The sequence below is a fragment of the Saccharothrix mutabilis subsp. mutabilis genome, assembly GCF_039521145.1.
GTDB lineage: Bacteria > Actinomycetota > Actinomycetes > Mycobacteriales > Pseudonocardiaceae > Actinosynnema > Actinosynnema mutabilis.
This window is the reverse complement of the sequence record NZ_BAAABU010000005.1, coordinates 49,011-68,203: the sequence shown is the minus strand read 5'-3', so window position 1 is coordinate 68,203 and position 19,193 is coordinate 49,011. Positions and strand designations below refer to the sequence as shown.

At 72.6% G+C, this 19,193-nt stretch carries 21 protein-coding genes; 9 read left to right on the top strand and 12 right to left on the bottom strand.

Features of this window, described 5'->3' with window-relative positions; genetic code table 11:
- The first annotated feature begins 301 nt into the window (after positions 1–301).
- Entirely contained in the window at positions 302–2,176 is a 1,875-nt protein-coding gene (locus ABD126_RS14325; protein ID WP_343934295.1) for a beta-propeller domain-containing protein, read from the top strand.
- On the opposite strand, the gene ABD126_RS14320 is transcribed toward ABD126_RS14325, so the two are convergent.
- From ABD126_RS14320 to ABD126_RS14295, 6 genes are all read right to left on the bottom strand, one after another.
- Positions 2,169–2,933, bottom strand: a complete 765-nt coding sequence (locus ABD126_RS14320; protein ID WP_343934632.1) for an EI24 domain-containing protein — start codon at positions 2,931–2,933, stop codon at positions 2,169–2,171. The two genes, ABD126_RS14325 and ABD126_RS14320, sit on opposite strands and share 8 nt — an antisense overlap.
- A 31-nt stretch (positions 2,934–2,964) precedes the next feature.
- Positions 2,965–3,600 carry a Pr6Pr family membrane protein gene (locus ABD126_RS14315; RefSeq protein WP_343934294.1) on the bottom strand — a complete coding sequence of 212 codons (636 nt, stop codon included), beginning with the start codon at positions 3,598–3,600 and terminating at the stop codon, positions 2,965–2,967.
- Positions 3,601–3,729: 129 nt separating this feature from the next.
- Positions 3,730–3,912 carry a hypothetical protein gene (locus ABD126_RS14310; RefSeq protein WP_121227225.1) on the bottom strand — a complete coding sequence of 61 codons (183 nt, stop codon included), beginning with the start codon at positions 3,910–3,912 and terminating at the stop codon, positions 3,730–3,732.
- A gap of 81 nt (positions 3,913–3,993) precedes the next feature.
- Entirely contained in the window at positions 3,994–4,446 is a 453-nt protein-coding gene (locus tag ABD126_RS14305) for a DUF309 domain-containing protein (RefSeq protein ID WP_343934293.1), read from the bottom strand.
- Between the two features lie 40 nt (positions 4,447–4,486).
- The gene (locus ABD126_RS14300) at positions 4,487–4,891 is read right to left on the bottom strand and encodes a VOC family protein (protein ID WP_343934292.1); all 405 of its coding nucleotides are present in this window, start codon (positions 4,889–4,891) and stop codon (positions 4,487–4,489) included.
- Positions 4,892–4,914: 23 nt separating this feature from the next.
- On the bottom strand, positions 4,915–5,277 hold the full coding sequence (locus tag ABD126_RS14295) for a helix-turn-helix transcriptional regulator (RefSeq protein ID WP_343934291.1): 363 nt from the start codon (positions 5,275–5,277) through the stop codon (positions 4,915–4,917).
- Positions 5,278–5,354: 77 nt separating this feature from the next.
- Here ABD126_RS14295 and ABD126_RS14290 point away from each other — a divergent pair, with 77 nt between their 5' ends.
- On the top strand, positions 5,355–6,383 hold the full coding sequence (locus ABD126_RS14290) for a DNA polymerase IV (RefSeq protein ID WP_343934290.1): 1,029 nt from the start codon (positions 5,355–5,357) through the stop codon (positions 6,381–6,383).
- On the opposite strand, the gene ABD126_RS14285 is transcribed toward ABD126_RS14290, so the two are convergent.
- The gene (locus ABD126_RS14285; RefSeq protein WP_343934289.1) at positions 6,376–7,068 is read right to left on the bottom strand and encodes a TetR/AcrR family transcriptional regulator; all 693 of its coding nucleotides are present in this window, start codon (positions 7,066–7,068) and stop codon (positions 6,376–6,378) included. The two genes, ABD126_RS14290 and ABD126_RS14285, sit on opposite strands and share 8 nt — an antisense overlap.
- A gap of 77 nt (positions 7,069–7,145) precedes the next feature.
- On the opposite strand from ABD126_RS14285, the gene ABD126_RS14280 reads away from it, so the two are divergent.
- Complete coding sequence (locus ABD126_RS14280; protein WP_343934287.1) at positions 7,146–8,489, top strand: MFS transporter; 1,344 nt, start codon at positions 7,146–7,148, stop codon at positions 8,487–8,489.
- Positions 8,490–8,588: 99 nt separating this feature from the next.
- Positions 8,589–9,935 carry a choice-of-anchor A family protein gene (locus ABD126_RS14275; RefSeq protein ID WP_343934286.1) on the top strand — a complete coding sequence of 449 codons (1,347 nt, stop codon included), beginning with the start codon at positions 8,589–8,591 and terminating at the stop codon, positions 9,933–9,935.
- 52 nt (positions 9,936–9,987) lie between these two features.
- Here ABD126_RS14275 and ABD126_RS14270 read toward each other — a convergent pair whose 3' ends face one another.
- Complete coding sequence (locus tag ABD126_RS14270) at positions 9,988–10,695, bottom strand: S1 family peptidase (protein WP_343934285.1); 708 nt, start codon at positions 10,693–10,695, stop codon at positions 9,988–9,990.
- A gap of 158 nt (positions 10,696–10,853) precedes the next feature.
- Between ABD126_RS14270 and ABD126_RS14265 the strand changes: the two genes are divergently transcribed.
- A complete protein-coding gene (locus tag ABD126_RS14265; protein WP_343934284.1) occupies positions 10,854–11,726 on the top strand; it encodes an ADP-ribosylglycohydrolase family protein in 873 nt (290 codons plus the stop codon).
- Here ABD126_RS14265 and ABD126_RS14260 read toward each other — a convergent pair.
- Together ABD126_RS14260 and ABD126_RS14255 are read right to left on the bottom strand one after the other, a co-directional pair.
- A complete protein-coding gene (locus tag ABD126_RS14260) occupies positions 11,678–12,568 on the bottom strand; it encodes an SRPBCC family protein (RefSeq protein ID WP_343934283.1) in 891 nt (296 codons plus the stop codon). The genes ABD126_RS14265 and ABD126_RS14260 overlap by 49 nt on opposite strands.
- Positions 12,565–12,873: an ArsR/SmtB family transcription factor gene (locus ABD126_RS14255; protein ID WP_343934282.1), complete on the bottom strand. Its 309-nt coding sequence runs from the start codon at positions 12,871–12,873 to the stop codon at positions 12,565–12,567. Before ABD126_RS14255 ends, ABD126_RS14260 begins: the two co-directional genes overlap by 4 nt.
- Before the next feature lie 151 nt (positions 12,874–13,024).
- Here ABD126_RS14255 and ABD126_RS14250 point away from each other — a divergent pair, with 151 nt between their 5' ends.
- From ABD126_RS14250 to ABD126_RS14235, 4 genes are all read left to right on the top strand, one after another.
- Complete coding sequence (locus tag ABD126_RS14250; protein WP_343934281.1) at positions 13,025–14,164, top strand: aminotransferase-like domain-containing protein; 1,140 nt, start codon at positions 13,025–13,027, stop codon at positions 14,162–14,164.
- 67 nt (positions 14,165–14,231) lie between these two features.
- On the top strand, positions 14,232–14,834 hold the full coding sequence (locus ABD126_RS14245; protein ID WP_343934280.1) for a response regulator: 603 nt from the start codon (positions 14,232–14,234) through the stop codon (positions 14,832–14,834).
- Between the two features lie 115 nt (positions 14,835–14,949).
- Entirely contained in the window at positions 14,950–15,354 is a 405-nt protein-coding gene (locus ABD126_RS14240; RefSeq protein ID WP_343934279.1) for a hypothetical protein, read from the top strand.
- Positions 15,351–15,695, top strand: coding sequence for a hypothetical protein (locus ABD126_RS14235; protein WP_343934278.1), 345 nt, complete (start codon positions 15,351–15,353; stop codon positions 15,693–15,695). Before ABD126_RS14240 ends, ABD126_RS14235 begins: the two co-directional genes overlap by 4 nt.
- Here the strand turns inward: ABD126_RS14235 and ABD126_RS14230 are convergent.
- Positions 15,692–16,141 carry an SRPBCC family protein gene (locus ABD126_RS14230; protein ID WP_343934277.1) on the bottom strand — a complete coding sequence of 150 codons (450 nt, stop codon included), beginning with the start codon at positions 16,139–16,141 and terminating at the stop codon, positions 15,692–15,694. The two genes, ABD126_RS14235 and ABD126_RS14230, sit on opposite strands and share 4 nt — an antisense overlap.
- Positions 16,142–16,145: 4 nt before the next feature.
- Positions 16,146–19,022 carry an excinuclease ABC subunit UvrA gene (uvrA, locus tag ABD126_RS14225; RefSeq protein WP_343934276.1) on the bottom strand — a complete coding sequence of 959 codons (2,877 nt, stop codon included), beginning with the start codon at positions 19,020–19,022 and terminating at the stop codon, positions 16,146–16,148.
- Between the last annotated feature and the right edge of the window lie 171 nt (positions 19,023–19,193).

The window sequence follows — 19,193 nt, the reverse complement described above, 5'->3', positions numbered from 1 at the left end:
TCCTAGCGGTTGGAATCGTTGCCACCCGAGTCAACCACGCCCACCCCGGCCACACCGCGCACCACCCCGCCGGCCGCGACCAGGCCGCTCGACCCGCGCCTCCACCAGCCTCGACCGTACCGCCGCCCGCCGCCCGCCGGGCCTGATCCGCGCCGCCGCCCGCCTGGCCTGATCCGCGCCGCCGCCCGCCACCCCGCCAGCCCTGATTCGCGCCGCCGCCCGCCGAAGCGAAGAAGCGCGCAACGCAACCGGGCCCCTCCTCCGTCCTGGGGACATGACGCGATGGAGCTGGGGTAGGCGGGTGGCCTTGGTCGGTGGGGCCGCTCTGGTGGTGGGGGTTGCCGCGGCTTCCGCTGTGCCCTCCGCGTTCGACGTTCAGCGCACCGAACCCGTCGAGAACGTGCCGGTCGAACTGGTCGCCTTCGACACCTGCGGTGCGGCGTTGGACGGGTTGCGCGGTGCGGCCAAGCCGCACGTCGGCGTCTACGGCTTCGGCAACAAGGGGTTCCTCCTCGCCGAAGGGGACGTCCAGTCCGCCGACGCCCGCCAGGCCGCCCCGCCCCAAACCCAACAGGGCAAGGAGCACTCCACCACCAACGTCCACGAGCAGGGCGTGGACGAGCCCGACCTGGTCAAGACCGACGGCAACCGGGTCGTCAGCGTCGTCGACGGCAAGCTGCGCGTGGTCGACGTCGCCTCCCGCGCGCTCACCGGCACGCTCGACCTCCCCGCCGGGTTCGCCTCCCAGCTGCTCGTGCGCGGCGACCGCGCGCTGGTCGTCGCGGGGTCCACCATGGTCCTGGAGCGCGGCGTCGTGGACCCCGGGTTCGCGCCCGAGCAGGGCTCCACGATCACCCTGGTCGACCTCAAGGAGACCAAGGTCATCGGCTCCCTCACCGTCAACGGCCGCTACCTCGACGCCCGGCAGATCGGGGACGTCGTCCGCGTCGTCGTGCACTCCGGCCCGCGCCTGCCCTGGGTCTACCCGGACGGCACCCGCTCCGAGGCCGAAGCGCTCATCCGCAACCGCGAGATCGCCGCCACCGCACCCCTCGAAGCGTGGCTGCCCCAGTACGAACTGACCGAGAACAACAACAAGACCAGCGGCACCCTCGTCGCCTGCGAGCGCGTGAGCCACCCCGAGATCCACTCGGGCACCTCGATGCTCTCCGTCCTGACCTTCGACTTCCCCGGCGACCTCGGCACCGGCGACGCGGTCTCGATCCTCGCCGACGGCGACACCGTCTACGCCACCGACAAGTCCCTCTACGTCGCCGACGACCACCACCTGGCCCCCGACCAGAACCGCCGGGCCCCCGGCGTCACGGCGATCCACCAGTTCGACATCGCGCAGCCCGGACCGCCCAAGCACGTCGCGTCCGGCCAGGTCACCGGCAGTCCGCTGAACCAGTACTCGCTGTCCGAGCACGACGGCCACCTGCGCATCGCCACGACCGCCAACAACGCCGCCGGCATCCCCGAGCAGCCGCCCGCCAGCCAGAGCGCCGTCAGCGTCCTCAAGAAGGACGGCGCCATCCTCAAAGAGGTCGGCAAGGTCGACGGCCTGGGCATCGGGGAACGCATCTACAGCGTCCGCTTCGTCGGCCCGGTCGGCTACGTCGTGACCTTCCGCCAGACCGACCCGCTCTACACCCTCGACCTGTCCGACCCCGCCAAGCCGCGCAAGGTCGGCGAGCTGAAGATCACCGGCTACTCCTCCTACCTGCACCCGGCCGGCGACGGCAGGCTGATCGGCGTCGGGCAGGAAGCCGACGACCAGGGGCGCGTCCAGGGCACGCAGGTGTCGCTGTTCGACGTCTCCGACGCCGCCAACCCCAAGAAGGTCGCCGGGCACCACCTGCCGGGCGGTCACTCCGAGGTCGAGTTCGACCCGCACGCCTTCCTCCACTGGAAGGACCTCGTGGTCGTCCCGGTCATGACCTACGCGACCCGCGAGAAGCCGGTCGAGCCGCCGACCAGCGGCGTGCTCGTGCTCCGCTTGCAGGGCAACACGTTCACCGAGGTCGGCACGGTCCGGCAGCAGGCTGCCACCGGCTACGACGGTGTCCGGCGCGCGTTCGTGGTGGGCGACGACCTGTGGACGGCGTCCACGGCGGGTCTCCAGGTCAGCAAGCTGGACGGGCTCGCCCAGCAGGCCTGGATCCCGTTCACCTGACCTTCTGGTCCAGGGTCCCGGTGAGCAGGCGGTGCGCGAGGACCGTGCCGCCTGCCATCGCCGCCGGGAACACCACCAGCGCGGCCAACGGGACCAGGCACAGCAGGTAGGTCGGCACGGCGAACCCGAGCGTCACCGCGCGCCGGCTGCGCAGCACCCGCCGCCGCACGTTCAGCTTCAACCCGCGCCGGGTGAACGGGATGCCGGTCAGTTCGATGCCGAGCAGCGTGGCGTTGACGCACACCGCGAGCACCGGCACCACGGTCTGCCCCACGACGGGGATGAACCCGGCCGCGAACAACGGGATGGCGCACAGGATCGCCAGTCCTACCAGGAAGACCGCGTCCCGGATGCCGACACCCGCCGCCCGCGCCCAGCTCACCTTCTGCGACTCGGGCACGCCACCCAGGTGCTCGTCCTCGATCGTCTCCGCGATGTGCTCGTAGAACGGCCCGCCGATGATCAGCGTGATCGCCGAGAACAGCAGCAGCCCCACGGCCAGGAACGCGCCGATGATCGACGCGCCCGCCACGACCCGGGTCGCCGTGCGCAGCGACTCGTTCCAGTCGTCGGCGAACGGCGTCGCCCAGGCGGCGATGTCGTCGATCCACACGCCCAGCGCGATGACGCTGCCGATCAGCAGCACCGTCGTGATCAGGGCCGGGACGGCGCCGATGAGCAGCAGCCGGGGCGAGCGGAACACCAGCCCGAAGCCCTTGGCCAGCAGTCCGACACCGGTGGAGAAGTCGCGCAGCACCCTGATCACCGGCGGAGCATAACCGCCGCGCCTACGCCACCGGGGCCTGCTTGCGCGACATCAGGCGGTCCAGCCACCACGCGCCCGCCGCCAGCGCGAGGAACAGCACCGCGACCCCGGCGCAGTTCAGCAGCACCCGGCCGTAACCGAGCACGGTCACGTTGACGAACGGGTACGGGTACCAGTCGATGACCGCGCCCCGGACGAGCGTGAACGCCAGCCACGCCAACGGGAACACCACCGACCACCCGATGACCCGAGTGCTGATCGCCCCGCGCGGCCCGAACGCCAGCCACCCGATCACGCACAGCACCGGGGACATGGTGTGCAGGAGGAAGTCCGCGAACGCCGCCGCGCCGGTCAGCTCCCGCAGGCCTTTGAGGACCGTGTGGAACACGACACCGGTCACGGTGATCGCCAGCACGCCGTCCAGCCGCAACGCCCGGAACAGCGTCGAGGGCCGATCGGGGTTCGCCGCCAGCAGCGCGTTCGTCACCAGCACCAGGACGTTGGACTGGATCGTGAAGAAGCAGAACAGGTTGAACAGCCGCGGCCCGAGGTCGGGGAAGCGGCCCGTGGTGTCGCCGGCGGTCACCACCACCTGCACCACCAGACCGACCAGCGCCACCAACGCCGTGAACCCGAACCACCCGCGCCGAACGTCCATGATCGCGCACGCTACCCGCGGGTAGGCCGGTGCGCCCGGTCGAGCCCGCGCACCTCGCGGGCGTTGTGCGCCCGAAGAAGCACCCGCTCCGCGCCGGGGGTCGGCGCGGAGCGGGTGGTGTCGGGGACTTCAGCGGCGGCGGCGGAACGAGAAGGCCCGGGCGCCGACGCCCACGCCGGCCAGGTGCAGGGCCACGCACAGCAGGCCGGCCATCAGCAGGGTGCCGCCGTCGATGACGGAGCCCAGCGAGGCGTTCGCCAGGTCGAGCAGGAGGGCGAGACCGAAGATGACCGCGGCGATGATCGCGAACACGGGAGCCTCCTTGGGGAGTGGTTGACCGTCGTCTACCCAGCCGGAAGCCCCCCGAAGCAGGCGTTCGGAGCAATTTCCCCGCTACCGCGGTCCACCCCGCAGGCGAGGGGTGCCGGAGCCGCCGGCCCGCGCCCACGCCACCAGCCCGGCCACGTCCACGCCGTGCGGCGGGGCGTCCCGGTACGGCTCGATGTTGCGGGCGCCCCGCTCCACCAGGGACCGCGCGCCCTGGGCGTTGCCGCGGGCCGCGTGGGTCAGGCCGACCGCGAGCTGGGCCAGTCCCCGCCACAGTTCGCGCTCCGGCTCGGGCGCGGCCTTCCACGCGTCCTCCAGCACCTCGTGCGCGTGGAACGGTTTGCCGTCGTCCAGGAGCCGCTGCGCCTCGGTCAGGGACTCCCGCGGCGTGCGCGGCACGCCCTCGGGTTGGCGTTCGACGCCGGGAGCGCCGTAGGGCAGGGGACGGCCGAGGCCGTCGCGCGGGCGGGCGTTGCGGGCGCGGCCCGCGTCGTCGCGGTCGCGCGGACTGCCGGTCATGGGCTTGATCGTGGCACGGCCGGCGGTCCACGCGCACCCGTCAGCCCTTCTGGCCGCTGGAGAACCGGACCTGGTTGCCCGACGGGTCGCGGAACGAGCAGTCCCGCACGCCGTAGGGCTGGTCGATGGGCTCCTGCACGACCTCCGCGCCCGCCGCGCGGATCCGCTCGAACGTGGCGTCCACGTCGTCCACCTCGAAGATCACCCCGTCCAGCGCGCCCTTGGCGAGCAGTTCCCGAACGGTCACGGCGTCCTCGGGGGAGCGGGCCATGATCGGGTCGCACAGCGCGATCTGGACGTCGGGCTGCTCGGGCGGGGTGAGGGTGAGCCACCGCCACTCGCCCATGTCGGCGTCGACGCACGGCTTGAGGCCGATGACGTCCCGGTAGAACGCGAGGGCGGCGTCCTGGTCGTGCACCTGGATGAAAGTGTGCGAGAGCTTCATGGGCGAGACGCTAACGCCGCAGGTCAGGGCCGTGCTTCTCGAAATCTGCTCGGGCGGTCGGCGTGCTTGGCCCAGCAGCTCGGGACGGCGGCGGTCAGCGAGTGGTCGCGCGCCCGGTAGGCGCTGGGCGACTCGCCGACCAGCTCGGTGAACCGCGTGCTGAACGACCCGAGCGAGGTGCAGCCGACCGCCATGCAGACGTCGGTGACCGACATGTCCCCGCGCCGCAGCAGCGCCTTCGCGCGTTCGATGCGCCGGGTCATCAGGTAGTTGTACGGCGTCTCCCCGTAGGCGGCTTTGAACTGCCGGGCGAAGTGCGAAGTGGACATCAGCGCGGCACGCGCCATGGCGGGCACGTCCAGCGGCCGGGCGTGCTCGCGGTCCATGAGGTCCTTCGCGCGCCGAAGGTGTGCGAACTCCTCCGGGGTCACAAGAGCAGCATCCCACGCCCATACTGGCGGTTGTGTCCGAACCGCACTGGGTTCTGCATGTGGACCTCGACCAGTTCATCGCGGCGGTCGAGGTGGCCCGCCGGCCCGAGCTGAAGGGCCGGCCGGTGGTCGTCGGCGGCAACGGCGACCCGACCGAGCGCGCCGTCGTGGCGACCGCGTCCTACGAGGCCCGGGAGTTCGGCGTGCACTCGGGGATGCCGCTGAAGGTGGCGGTGCGCAAGTGCCCGGACGCGGTCTTCCTGCCCTCCGACCCGCCCGCGTACGAGGCGGTGTCCGAGCGGGTGATGGACGTGCTGCGGGAACTGCCCGCGGTGGTCGAGGTGATCGGCTGGGACGAGGCGTTCCTGGGCGTGCGCACCGACGACCCGGAGGGGTTCGCGGCGCACACCCGCGAGGTCGTGCTGGCCGAGACCGGCCTGTCCTGCTCGGTCGGGATCGGCGACAACCGGCTGCGCGCCAAGACCGCCACCGGGTTCGCCAAGCCCGCCGGGATCTACCGCCTGACCAAGGACAACTGGGTCGAGGTGATGGCCGCGCGGCCGGTGACGGCGTTGCGCGGGATCGGGTCGCGGACCGGCAAGAAGCTCGCGGAACTGGGTGTCGCCACGGTCGAGGACCTCGCCCGCGCCGACCCGGCGGACCTGGCGGCGCGGTTCGGGCCGGCGATGGGGCCCTACTACCACCGCCTGGCGCTGGGCGCGGGCGACACCGAGGTCAGCGCCACGCCGTGGGAGCCGCGCTCGCGCAGCCGCGAGACGACGTTCCAGCAGGACCTGACCTCGCGCGAGGAGATCCGCGAGCAGGTGGCGGCGCTGGCCCGGCGGGTGGTCGAGGACGTGCGGGAGGACGGCCGTCCGGTGGTGCGGGTGGTGGTGAAGGTCCGGTTCGCGCCGTTCTTCACCTACACCCGCGGGGTGGCCCTGGACGCGGCCACCCTCGACGCCGACCCCGTCGAACGGGCGGCGCTGGCCGCGTGGGAGCGGTTCACCGACGACCGGCCGGTGCGGCTGCTCGGGGTGCGGGCGGAGTTCGTCAGGTGAGGCCGAGCGAGCGGACCAGGTCGTCCAGCTCGGCTTCGTAGAGCTTGCCCGGCTGGGTGGTCTGGGCGCGCAGGCGGCCGTAGACCTCCAGCGTGACCAGGCCGTGCATGCGGCCCCACACGCGCAGCGCCAGCGCGACGGCGGCCGGCGGCAGGTCGGGGTGCTCGGCGCGCAGGCCCTCGGTGACGTGCGGGTCGAAGTCCTCCCACCGGTGGTCGCCGTGGGACTGGGTGGCGGCGGCGGTCGGCCAGGCGGCGACGACCAGCTCGGTGAGGTCGGCGCAGGCGCGCTTCTCCGGCTCGAAGCCGTCCTCGGGCGGCTGGTAGCCGGGCACCGGGTCGCCGTAGATCAGCCGGAACCCCTCGGGGTTGGCCAGCGACCAGGCCCGGAACGCGTGCGCCCAGGCCAGCAGGCGGGCGGCGGGGCCGTCGGCGGCGTCGCGGGCGGCCTCGGCCTGGCGGACCAGGTCGCCGTAGACCTCGGCGATCAGGGTCGTGACGAGGTCGTCACGGGTGGGGTAGTAGCCGTAGATCGCGTTGGCGGTCATGCCCATCTCGCGGGCGATGGCGCGCAGCGAGATCGCGTCCGGGCCGCCTTCGGCCATGAGCTTGAGCGCGGTCGCGCGGATCTCGGCGGACGTCTCGGCGCGCAGCCGCGCCCGCCTGCTCGGCACCTCGACAGCCATGTTGACACTCTACAGCGTTGCTGTACTGTGCGCCGTATCTGAACTATACGGCGTGCAGTAAAGATACGGGGTGCATCTTGTCTACTGGGGTGGCCGCGCGCCCGCGCACGGGTCTGCGGATCTTCTTGCTGGCGTTCGCGCAGTTCATCGTGGCGATGGACTACAACATCGTGTTCATCGCGCTGCCCGACGTCGGGCGCGAGTTGGGGTTCTCCGCGCAGTCCCTGCAATGGGTGCTCAGCGCCTACGCGGTGGGGCTCGGCGGTTTCCTGCTGTTCGGCGGGCGGGTCGTGGACCGGCTCGGCGCGCGGCGGGCGTTCGTCGGCGGGCTGGTGCTGTTCGGGCTCGCGTGCCTGGCCGGCGGGGTGGCCGCGGACCAGGGGGTGCTGGTCGCGGCGCGGGCGGCGCAGGGCCTGGGCGGGGCGTTGCTGGTGCCGGCGACGCTGGCGCTGATCGGGTCCGGGTTCGCCGAGGGGCCGGAGCGCAACCGGGCGCTGGCGGTGTGGGGCGCGGCGGGCAGCGGCGGGCTCGCGGTGGGGGCGCTGCTCGGCGGCGTGCTGACCGACGCGTGGGGCTGGGAGTGGGTGCTGCTGGTGATGGCGCCGTTCGCGCTGGGCGCGGCGGTGCTCGCGCCGTTCGCTCTCGCGCCGGACGCGGTGGTGGGCAGAAGCGGTGGGTTCGACGTGCCCGGGACGTTGTTGGCGACCGCGGCGTCGGTGTTGTTGGTGCTGGGGCTGGTCACCGGGCCGGAGAGCGGGTGGGTGCTCGGCGGGGTGAGCGTGCTGGCCGGGGTCGTGCTGTTCGTCGTCTTCCTGGTGGTCGAGCGGCGGACCCGGGAGCCGTTGGTGCCGCCTCGGCTGGTGCGCAACCGGGCGTTGCTGACCGCGATCGGCGTGATCCTGGTGTTCCAGAGTTCGTTGGGTGGCGCGTACTACCTGACGACCACCTACCTCCAGGACGCCCTCGGCTACCGGCCGCTGGCCGCCGGGCTGGTGTTCCTGCCGCTGACGCTGGTGTCCATGACGGCCTCGCTCAAGCTGCTCGGGCCGGTGGTCGCGCGGTGGGGCGTGCGGCGCGCGCTGGTCGTCGGGATGGTCGGCAACGGGCTCGGCATCGCGGTGCTCGCGGCGGGGATGGCCGTCGGCGGCGGGTTCTGGGCGTTGCTGCCGGGGCTGGTGGTGTGGGGCGTCGGGGGCGGTCTGACGTTCCCGGCCATGTTCATCACGGCGTCGGCCGGCGTGGACGCGGGGCAGGAGGGCGTCGCGTCGGCCGTGGCCACCACCGCGCAGCAGGTCGGCGGCGCGATGGGCCTCGCGGTGCTGGTCGCCGTCGCGGGCACCTCGGCCGGCACGGCGGGAGCGGCGCTGGCCGCGGGGCTGGCCACGGTGGTCGTCGGGCTCGGCCTGGCCGCCCGGCGCTGATCTGAGATCACCCCGTCGGGGGCTTTTCATCACCCCCGACGGGGTAACCCGGGGTGTCTCCGCGCGCGCGGAACGTGCCCGCCACCGAGCATCGACCGCATGTCCCGAACCCACCTGCTCGGCGTCTTCGGCGCGGTCGCCCTGGTCACGGCGGTCGCCCTGCACGGAACCGGCACCGCCGCCCCGCTGCCGGGCGGGCTCGGGCCGTGCGTCGGCTCGCAGTGCCCGGGCAAGCACCCGCCGATCAACAACGGGGCCATCACCGGCTACGACGACGCGATCAACGTGTTCGTCGGCGGCGACTTCCTGGTCCGGGCGAGTGCCGCGGAGGCCGAGGGGCGCATCGTCGTCGGCGGGAACTTCGACCAGGACAAGGCCGCCGGCTCGTCGCCGTCCTACAACGTCGGCATCGTCGGCGTCGGCTCGCGCGTGCCACCGCCGCCCGGGTCGGACTTCCTGGTCACCGGCGGCGCGGTGACCGTCGCGACCGGCCAGAAGCTGCTCGCCGAAGGCGGCAACATCCACCACGCGGGCACGCTGTCGGGCACGTTCACCGGCACCGACAAGCCCGACCCGGACGCGTTCAAGCCGTACGCGGGACTGTCGTCGCAGCTCACCGCGGCCAGCACGTGCTACGCGACGGCGGCGGCCACCGGCACGGCGGTCAACCAGAACTACCAGACGCTGTTCACCGGCGACGGCAAGTCCGCGCTCCAGGTCTTCACCGTCGACTTCGACCTGGTCGGCGCGTCCGGCGGCCAGCAGGGGCTGGTGTTCGCGGGCATCCCGGACGGCGCGACCGTGCTGGTCAACCTCGTCGGCGACGCCCGCAGGATCGCCACGTACACCGGCGAGATCGCCGACGGCGGGCAGCTCAACTCGATGCGCGAGCGGTTGCTGTGGAACTTCCCCGCGGCCACGACGGTCGAGCTGGCGGGCGGCGCGCAGTTCCAGGGCAGCGTGCTGGTCGGCAACCCGGCGAGCATGACGACGGTGACCATGCCGGGCGTCAACGGCCGCTTCTTCACCACGGGCTCGCTGACCCACGGCGGCTCCGGCGGCGGCACGGGCAACGAGTTCCACGCGTACCCGTTCACCGGCGACCTGCCGTCCTGCGACACGGCAACCACCACGACCACGACCACGACCGACAGCACCACGACCACAACGGACAGCACCACAACGGACGGCACCACGACGACCACGGACACGACGACCACGACCGACGCCACCACCACGACCACCGGCACCACCACCGGCGGCACCACGACCACCACCACCACCACCACTGCCGCCGCCACGACCACGTCCACCGCCCCGCTCGGCGGCGGCGACGAGTTGGCGAGCACCGGCCGTGAACTCGCCCCGTTCGTCATGATCGGCGGGATGCTCCTGCTCGGCGGCACGACCCTGCTCGTGCTGTTCGGCCGCAGGCGTCGGGGCTAGGAACGAAGAACGGCCCGCCCGCGCAGGGGCGGGCGGGCCGGTGCGGCGTTGATCAGACGCCGGCGATGGACTGGATCCAGGAGCGGTAGCGGGTGACGTTGGTGTACGCGGTCGTGGTCTGGCGGTCGCTCGTGGACGCCACGCCGATCTGCACGCCGTTGTACATCATCGGACCACCCGAGTCGCCGCCCGCGGTGATGCCGTTGCCGTAGCGGGCGCAGATCGCGCTGCCGCCGTAGGCGTCGGTGCACGCGCCGGAGACGACGACGTTGGCGACCTTCAGGTAGCGGGACTGGCAGTTGATCTCGGAGCCGCACCGGGAGGTCGCGCCCCAGCCGTAGACCTGCACGGTGGTGCCGGCCGACGGGCTGGTCGAGGCGAGGCGGGCGTAGGTCGCCGTGACCGACCGGTCGAGCCGGACGAGGGAGATGTCCGCCGAGTGGTTGTAGGTCTGGACGCCGTTGGCCATGGTGCCGCCGGAGGTCTGGTCGAGGCTGCCGATCCGGAACGACAGGCCGCCACCGCTCACGCAGTGCCGGGCGGTCAGGATCCACGTGGGGGCGATGATGGTCGCGGTGCACGTCTGCCGGCCGTTGGAGAACAGGCGGGCCGCCCAGGGCGCGTTGGACGCGTAGCCGCCGCCGATGATGTACGGCGACACGCCACCGTCGTTCGCGGGCGCGGCCGAGCCGGCCGGCGCCAGGGCGAGCAGGGACAGCAGAGCGGCTGCGAGCGCAGGGATCAACCTGGTGATTCGCAAGGTTCCTCGTTTCCGAAAGACACGCGATTTCTCGCGCACAGGGGTGTCTTTGGTCGACAACGAGTTTTACCAGCCAATAGAGTGAAACGGGACATACCGACTCGGTTATAGCGCGGCCTTACGACGCCGTTCGGTCGGAGCCGGACGGAGGGGTGGACGTGCTGGTCGAACTGGCGGTCGGGGACGCCTACGGCGCGGGTTTCGAGTACGCGCCGGCCGGTTTCGTCGCCGAGCACAACACCCTGCGCGACTACGTCCGCCACCCGCGGCACGACCTGCGGCCCGGCGCGTACACCGACGACACCCAGATGACCCTCGCCCTGGCCGAACTCCTCGCCGACGGCGAGGAGTGGACGCCCGAGACCATCGCCGAGCGGTTCGTGGCCGCGTTCCACCGCGACCCGCGCCCCGGGTACGCGCGCGGCTTCCAGGCGTTCCTGGGCGAGGTGCGCACGGGCGCGGACTTCCTGGCCCGTATCCGGCCGCACAGCGACAAGAGCGGCGCGGCCATGCGAGCCGCCCCCGCCGGCCTGCTGTCCACTGTGGACGAAGTGCTGGCGCGCACCGCGGTGCAGGCCCGGGTAACGCACGACACGCCGGACGGCGTCGCGTCCGCGTCCGCCGCCGCGCTGGCCGTGCACTACTGCCGGCACGGCCTGGGCCCGGTCGCCGAGGTGGGCGAGTGGATCGCCGACCGGCTCGGGTCACCGGTGTGGGCGCGGCCGTGGCGGGGCGAGGTCGGCGAGAAGGGCGTGATGAGCGTGCGGGCGGCGTTGACCGCGCTGGCCGCGCACGACACGCAGAGCGGGGTGCTGCGCGCGTGCGTGGCCTTCACCGGTGACGTGGACACGGTGGCGACGGTCGCCCTGGCCGCCGCCTCCCACACCCACCGGGCCGACCTGCCGGCCACCTTGCTGGACGGCCTGGAGAACGGCGCCTACGGCCGCGACCACCTGGCCGGGCTCGACGCGCGGCTCACCGCTCAGTCGGACGCGCGGCTCACCGCTGCGCCCGACGCGCGACGGGCGTAGCGGTCGGTCAGCTCGGCGACCCGGTCCGCGGGCCACGGGCAGCGGACCTCGCCGAACGTCGCCGCGAAGAACAGCTCCAGGTGCACGTGCCAGGCGGCGAGCGCGGTCGGCACGAAACCCGGGTCGCGCACGGCGTGGGTCAGCTCGACGGTCGTCCCCTGGTCCGGGTCGTGCCGGAACTCCCAGCGCACGCGACCGGTCGGCGAGTCGAACGCCAGCAGTCCCGGCTCCTCGCGCGCGGTCACCGGGCCGGGCGGCACGTGCGGGTTCGCGGCGCGCACGGGCAGGTCGGCCGACCCCTCGGTGAACAGCGCCCACACCTCGTCCAGCGGCTTCCACACCAGGTCGCGCACGAACCGCACGGTGGTGCCGTCGGCGTGGCCCTCGTCCAGGCCGAACTCCCGGACGTAGCGCTCCATCGGGCCGAGCCAGTCGGTGGGCCGCGTGAAGTCCTCGCCCGCCAGCGACGCCTCCAGCGCGCCGAAGCACGCGTCCCAGCCCGCCGCGGTCCGGCCCGCGCTCGGCTCGGCGCTCAGGACGTGGGTGAAGACGAGCAGGGTGCCGTCGTCGTGGGGGAGCAGTTCGAACCGCAGGACGTCGGTGTGCCAGCGGAACGCGAACACCTTCGGCGGGTCGGACTCCAGCACCTCGCCGCCGTTGCCGCCGCCGTCGGGGAAGGTGAACCGCAGCGCACGCCCGTCCACGGCCACCGCCGCCGGGAACCAGTGCGCGAGTTCACCCGGTTCGGTGACAGCCCGCCACACCTTCGCGGGCGGGTGCCGCAGGAGGCGTTCGAACCGCAGCACGGGCTTGCCGTCGACGCGGCGCAGTTCGGCGCTCATCGGTCCATCACGTCCAATCGCCGTTCGAGTGCGTCCAGGCTGCGCTCCCACATCCGCCGGTACGGCGCGAGCCACGCGTCGAGTTCGACCAGCGGCTCGGGCCGCAGCCGGTACCAGCGCCGCTGCGCGTCCCGCCGGACCTCGACCAGCCCCGCCTCGCGCAGCACGCGCAGGTGCTTGGACACGGCGGGCTGGGCGAGGTCGAGCAGGTCGACCAGGTCGTTGACCGGCCGCTCACCCGCGCGCAGCACGTCGAGGATCTCGCGGCGGTGCGGGTCGGCCAGCACGGCGAACGTAGATGCCACGACAGGAATATAACCAGACCGGCATACAACCTGCCAGTGGTTGCTCGATCGCGATCACCGGTTAGGGTGAAAGGAGGCGCCTCAACCCCGGTGCGACTCCTCGACGCGGCACGACCGCGCACCCCAGAACCCGTCCACCGGAGGACCGCCCATGCCCCGGAAGCTCACCGTCGCCAGTTCCCCCGTCCGCGACCTGCTCGCCCTGATCTCCCGACCCGAGGTGATCTCCTTCGCCGGCGGCCTGCCCGCGCCCGAGCTGTTCGACGTGGACGCGTTGCGGGCGGCGTTCGACCGGGCCGTGTCGCGGCGGACGCTGCAGTACGCGCCGACCGAGGGCGACCCCGACCTGCGCGGCCACGTCGCCGCCCGGCTCACCGCCCGCGGCCTGCCCACCGACGCCGCCGCCCTGCTCGTCACCACCGGGTCGCAACAGGCGTTGACCCTGCTCGTCACCGCCTTGCTCGAACCCGGCGCGGTGGTGGCGGTGGAGGAGCCGACCTACCTCGCGGCGCTGCAGGCGTTCCAGCTCGCGGGCGCGCGGATCGTGCCGGTCGCCGGTGACGAGCACGGCATGGACCCCGCCGCGCTGGCCGAGGTCGTCGAGCGCGAACGGCCCGAGCTGCTCTACCTGGTGCCGACCTTCGCCAACCCGACCGGCCGGACGCTGACCGCCGCGCGGCGGCGTGAGATCGCCGCGCTGGCCGACCGGCACGGGCTGTGGGTGGTGGAGGACGACCCGTACGGCGAGCTGCGCTACCGGGGCGAGCCCGAGCCCGCGTTGGCGACCTTCAGCGACCGGGTGCTCTACCTGGGCAGCTTCTCCAAGATCGGCGCGCCGGGCCTGCGCCTGGGCTGGCTGCGCGCGCCCGCGGACCTGCTGCGCACGCTGGTGGTCGTGAAGCAGGCCGCCGACCTGCACACCTCGACCATCGACCAGGCCGCCGCCGCGGCGTACCTGGCCGACAACGACCTCGACGCGCACGTCCGCGGCCTGTGCGCCGCCTACCGCGAACGCCGGGACGCGATGCTGGCCGCGCTGCCGTCGGCGCTGCCCGCCGGGTCCCGGTGGAGCGACCCGGACGGCGGGATGTTCGTCTGGGCGACCCTGCCCGGCGCCGTGGACACCGCCGAACTGCTGCCCAAGGCGCTGGCCCAGGACGTGGCCTTCGTGCCCGGCGCACCGTTCTACGCGACCACGCCGGACCGGTCCGCGCTGCGGCTGTCGTTCACCACCAACACCGTTCCGGAGATCACCGAGGGCGTCCGGCGGCTGGGGAGCGCGCTGGGTTAGCCGTGCGCTCCGCCGGGCCGTGGGGCACCATCGACCGCGGCCCGGTCCGGTTCGGTGGGAGGCGGCGTTGCGCATCCGCGTGCTGCTCGCCGACGACGAAGGCCTGGAACGGGCGGCGCTGACGGCGTTGCTGAACCTGGAGGGCGACCTCGACGTGGTGGCGTCCGCGGTGGACACCGAGTCGGCGGTCGCGTCGGCCCTCGCCCACACACCGGACGTGGTCGTGGCGGGCCTGCGCGGGCTGGACGGGTTCGCGGTGGCCCGCGACCTCGCGCGCCTGCTGCCGACGTGCGCGGTGGTCGTGCTGACCGGGGCCGCCGGCGTGCCCGACACCAGGCAGGCGCTGGTCACCGGGGCCAGGGGAGTGCTGCCGAAGTCGTCGCGGTCGGGTGTGCTGGCCGACGTCGTGCGCCACGTCCACGCCGGCGGCCGGTACCTGCACCCGGCGGTGGCGGCGGACGTGCTGGTCCCGACGACGTGCCCGCTGACGCCGCGCGAACTGGAGGTGCTGCGCCTGACCGCCTACGACACCCCGGTGGCCGAGGTTGCCCGGCGGCTGCGGGTGACCCCGGGCACCGTGCGCAACTACCTGTCGTCGGCGGTGGCCAAGCTGAACGTCGCCGACCGCTCGGCCGCCGTCGCCACCGCCCACGACAACGGCTGGCTCTGACGCCCCGGTCCGGCCCGTTCCGGGAAACCGGGGAACTCGCCTGACCTGCCGGAACGTGCCCCGCTGCCCGGAGTCGGCGGGACTTCGGCGGGGCGGGGCGCCTAGCGTCGGCCCCATGACCGGCCCGCAGCCCACCCCACCGCCCTACCCGCCGCCCGTGCCCGGACCGCCCCCGTCGAGGACCCGCCCGGCCGTGGTCGTGCTGGCCCTGCTGGTCGTGCTGGCCCTGGGCGCGGCGGGCACCATGGCCGCCCTGTGGAACGACGCCCGCCAGGACCGCGGCGCCGCGGCCGGCGAGCTGGACGCCGCGACCCGCCTGGTGGACGACCGCCGCGCGGAGCTGTCCGACACCCGCAAGTCCGTCCAGGAGACCGCGGAGAAGATCAAGTCGCTGGAGTCGGCCAACGCCGAGCTGCACAAGTGCGCCGACCCGGCCAAGGACTCGATCATCGCCGCCCGGGACGGCAACCAGCCGGCGCTGGCCGCCGCGATCGACAAGGTGGAGGTGGCCTGCCGATGAGCCGCGCGCCGATCATCGCCCTGGCCGCGGTGGCGGCCCTGTTCCTGGCCACCGCGGCGGTCTGCACCGTGCTGTTGTTCGACGAGCGCGGCGAGACCGACCGCCTGACCAGCGCGAAAGCCGCCCAGGACAGCGCCGCCGCCGACGTGGCGAGGGAACGCGAGGAAGCCGACAAGTCCCTCGCGGACAAACGCTCCCAGCACTCCACCCTGGACGCCGAACACGACCTGCTCACCCAGTGCGTGGAGGCGACCAAGGCCTACTTCAAGCTGCCGGTGGGCGACTCGGCCGAGTCCGAACGCCTCTTCAAGATCATGTACGACGTGTGCCCGCGGATCTAGCGGCCCGCGAGGTAGCCGCGCAGACCCCGGTGGCCGTTGCGCATCATCACCGCGTGGTTCGCCTTGAGCAGCGGCCGGGCCACCAGCGCCAACCGGCGCACCAGCGGCTTGGTGACCTCGACCTCCTGCGTGTAGACCAGCCGCGAACCCGACCGGCCCTCCGGGAGGACGCGCCAGCTCGCCGTGCCCTCCAGGTCGCCCACCAGGTCCGCGCGCAGCAGACCGGACTCGGGTTCCCGCGCGTTGTGGTGCGCCTCGAACACCAGGTCGTAGGGCAGGACCGAGCGGCACCGCAGCTCCGCCGCCCGCTCACCCACCCGGCGCGCCGCGCGGACCTCGGGCCACCACCGCGGGTAGCCGCCGAGATCCGCGAGCACGTCGAAGGTCCGCGCCGGCGGGCTGTCCACCGTCCAGACGCTGCGGAACCGGTAGCGGTGCAGCGACACGGCCCTACCCCGCGACCGCCGCGTCCGAGCCGAGCACTTCCCGCAGGAACTGGCCCGTGTAGCTCTCCTCCACGTCGGCCACGTCCTCCGGGGTGCCCTCGGCGACCACCGTGCCGCCGCCCGAGCCGCCCTCGGGACCCATGTCGACCAGCCAGTCCGACACCTTGATCACGTCGAGGTTGTGCTCGATCACGATCACCGTGTTGCCCTTGTCGACCAGGCCGTTGATCACGCCCAGCAGCTTGCGGATGTCCTCGAAGTGCAGGCCCGTGGTGGGCTCGTCGAGGATGTAGACCGTCTTGCCGGTCGAGCGCTTCTGCAACTCCGACGCGAGCTTCACGCGCTGCGCCTCGCCGCCGGACAGGGTGGGCGCGGGCTGGCCCAGCCGCACGTAGCCCAGGCCGACGTCGACCAGGGTGCGCAGGTGCCGGTGGATCGCGTTGATCGGCTCGAAGAAGGTCGCGGCCTCCTCGATCGGCATGTCCAGCACTTCGGAGATGGTCTTGCCCTTGTAGTGCACTTCCAGGGTCTCGCGGTTGTACCGCGCGCCCTTGCACACCTCGCACGGGACGTAGACGTCCGGCAGGAAGTTCATCTCGATCTTGATCGTGCCGTCGCCGGCGCACGCCTCGCAGCGCCCGCCCTTGACGTTGAAGGAGAACCGGCCCGGCTGGTAGCCGCGCACCTTCGCCTCGGTGGTGGCCGCGAACAGCTTGCGGATGTGGTCGAACACGCCCGTGTAGGTGGCCGGGTTGGACCGCGGGGTGCGGCCGATCGGCGACTGGTCGACCTGCACCAGCTTGTCCACGTGCTCCAGGCCCTTGACTCGGGTGTGGCGGCCCGGCACCTGGCGCGCGCCGTTGAGCTTGTTCGCCAGCACGGTCGCCAGGATGTCGTTGACCAGCGTGGACTTGCCCGAGCCGGACACGCCGGTGACCGACACCAGGCACCCCAGCGGGAACGACACGTCGATGCCGCGCAGGTTGTGCTCCCGCGCGCCGACCACGGTGAGCTGGCGCTTCTTGTCGACCTTGCGCCGCGAGGTCGGCAGCGCGATCTGCTTGCGGCCCGACAGGTACTCGCCGGTGATCGACTTCTTGCTCTTGAGCAGGTCGGTGTACGGGCCGCTGTGCACGACCTGGCCGCCGTGCTCGCCCGCGCCCGGACCGATGTCGACCACCCAGTCCGAGGTGCGGATGGTGTCCTCGTCGTGCTCGACCACGATCAGCGTGTTGCCCAGGTCGCGCAGGCGGGTCAGGGTCTCGATCAGGCGGTGGTTGTCGCGCTGGTGCAGGCCGATGGACGGCTCGTCCAGCACGTAGAGCACGCCGACCAGGCCGGACCCGATCTGGGTGGCCAGCCGGATGCGCTGCGCTTCACCACCCGAGAGTGTGGCGCTGGCCCGGTCGAGGGACAGGTAGTTGAGGCCGACGTCGAGCAGGAAGTGCAGGCGGGCCTGGATCTCCTTGAGCACCGCGCCCGCGATCATCGCCTCGCGCTTGCCCAGCTTGAGCCCGTCGAGGAACTCCGAGCACTCCTGCACCGACATGGCGCAGACCTCGGCGATGGACTTGTCGCCCTTGCGGGCGTGGTGCAGCGTGACGGCCAGGATCTCCGGCTTGAGGCGGGTGCCCTGGCACACCGGGCACGGCACCTCCCGCATGTAGCCCTCGTACTTCTCCCGCATGTACTCGGACTCGGTCTGCTCCTGGCGGCGCTCCAGGAACGGGATCACGCCCTCGTAGTTGGCGTAGTAGGAGCGCTCGCGGCCGTACCGGTTCTTGTAGCGGACGTTCACCTGCTCGGGCACGCCGTGCAGGATCGCCTTCTGCGCCTTGGCCGGCAGCTGCCGCCACGGGGTGTCCATGCGGAACCCGATGGTCAGCGCCAGCGCCTCCAGCAGGCGGGCGAAGTACTCGGCGGTCTGGCCGGTGGCCCACGGGGCGATGGCGCCGTCGGCCAGCGACAGCTCGTCGTCCGGGACGACCAGCTCCGGGTCCACCTCCTTGCGCACGCCGATGCCGGTGCACGTGGGGCACGCGCCGTAGGGGGAGTTGAACGAGAACGACCGGGGCTCCAGGTCCTCGATCGCCAGCGGGTGGCCGTTGGGGCAGGCGAGGTTCTCGGAGAAGCCGCGCACGCGGCCCGGGTCGTTGTCCGGGACGTCGACGAACTCCAGTTCGACCAGGCCGTCGGCCAGCCGCAGCGCGGTCTCCACCGAGTCGGTGAGCCGCTGCTTGGAGCTCGCCTTGACGGTGAGCCGGTCGATCACCACGGCGATGTGGTGCTTCTCCTGCTTCTTGAGCTTGGGCACCTCGCCCAGCGCGTAGACCACGCCGTCGACCTTCGCGCGCGAGTAGCCCTGCGACTGCAGCGTGGAGAACAGGTCGAGGTACTCGCCCTTGCGGCCCCGGATGACCGGCGCGAGCACCTGGAACTTGGTGCCCTGCTCCATCGCGAGGACCTGGTCGACGATCTGCTGCGGCGTCTGCTTGGAGATGGCCTCGCCGCAGGTGGGGCAGTGCGGCTTGCCCGCGCGGGCGTAGAGCAGGCGCAGGTAGTCGTAGACCTCGGTGATGGTGCCGACGGTCGAGCGCGGGTTGCGGCTGGTCGACTTCTGGTCGATCGACACCGCGGGCGACAGGCCCTCGATGAAGTCGACGTCGGGCTTGTCCATCTGCCCGAGGAACTGGCGCGCGTAGGCCGACAGCGACTCGACGTAGCGCCGCTGGCCCTCCGCGAAGATCGTGTCGAAGGCGAGGCTCGACTTGCCCGAGCCGGACAGCCCGGTGAACACGATGAGGCTGTCCCTCGGCAGGTCGAGGTCCACCCCTCGCAGGTTGTGCTCGCGTGCGCCGCGTACGACGAGGCGGTCAGCCACGACGGTTCCCTTCGGTATTCGGCCATCCCCCGAACAGACGTTCGAAAAGCGTAACGGACCACCTCGACAGGCCTGTCGGGGAGGGCGCGTCCCATGCTAGGGGCGGGCACCGACAAAAACGGGTGGGTCCCGCCGCGATCGTGCGCCAACGGCTCTACCGGTCGGTAGCGA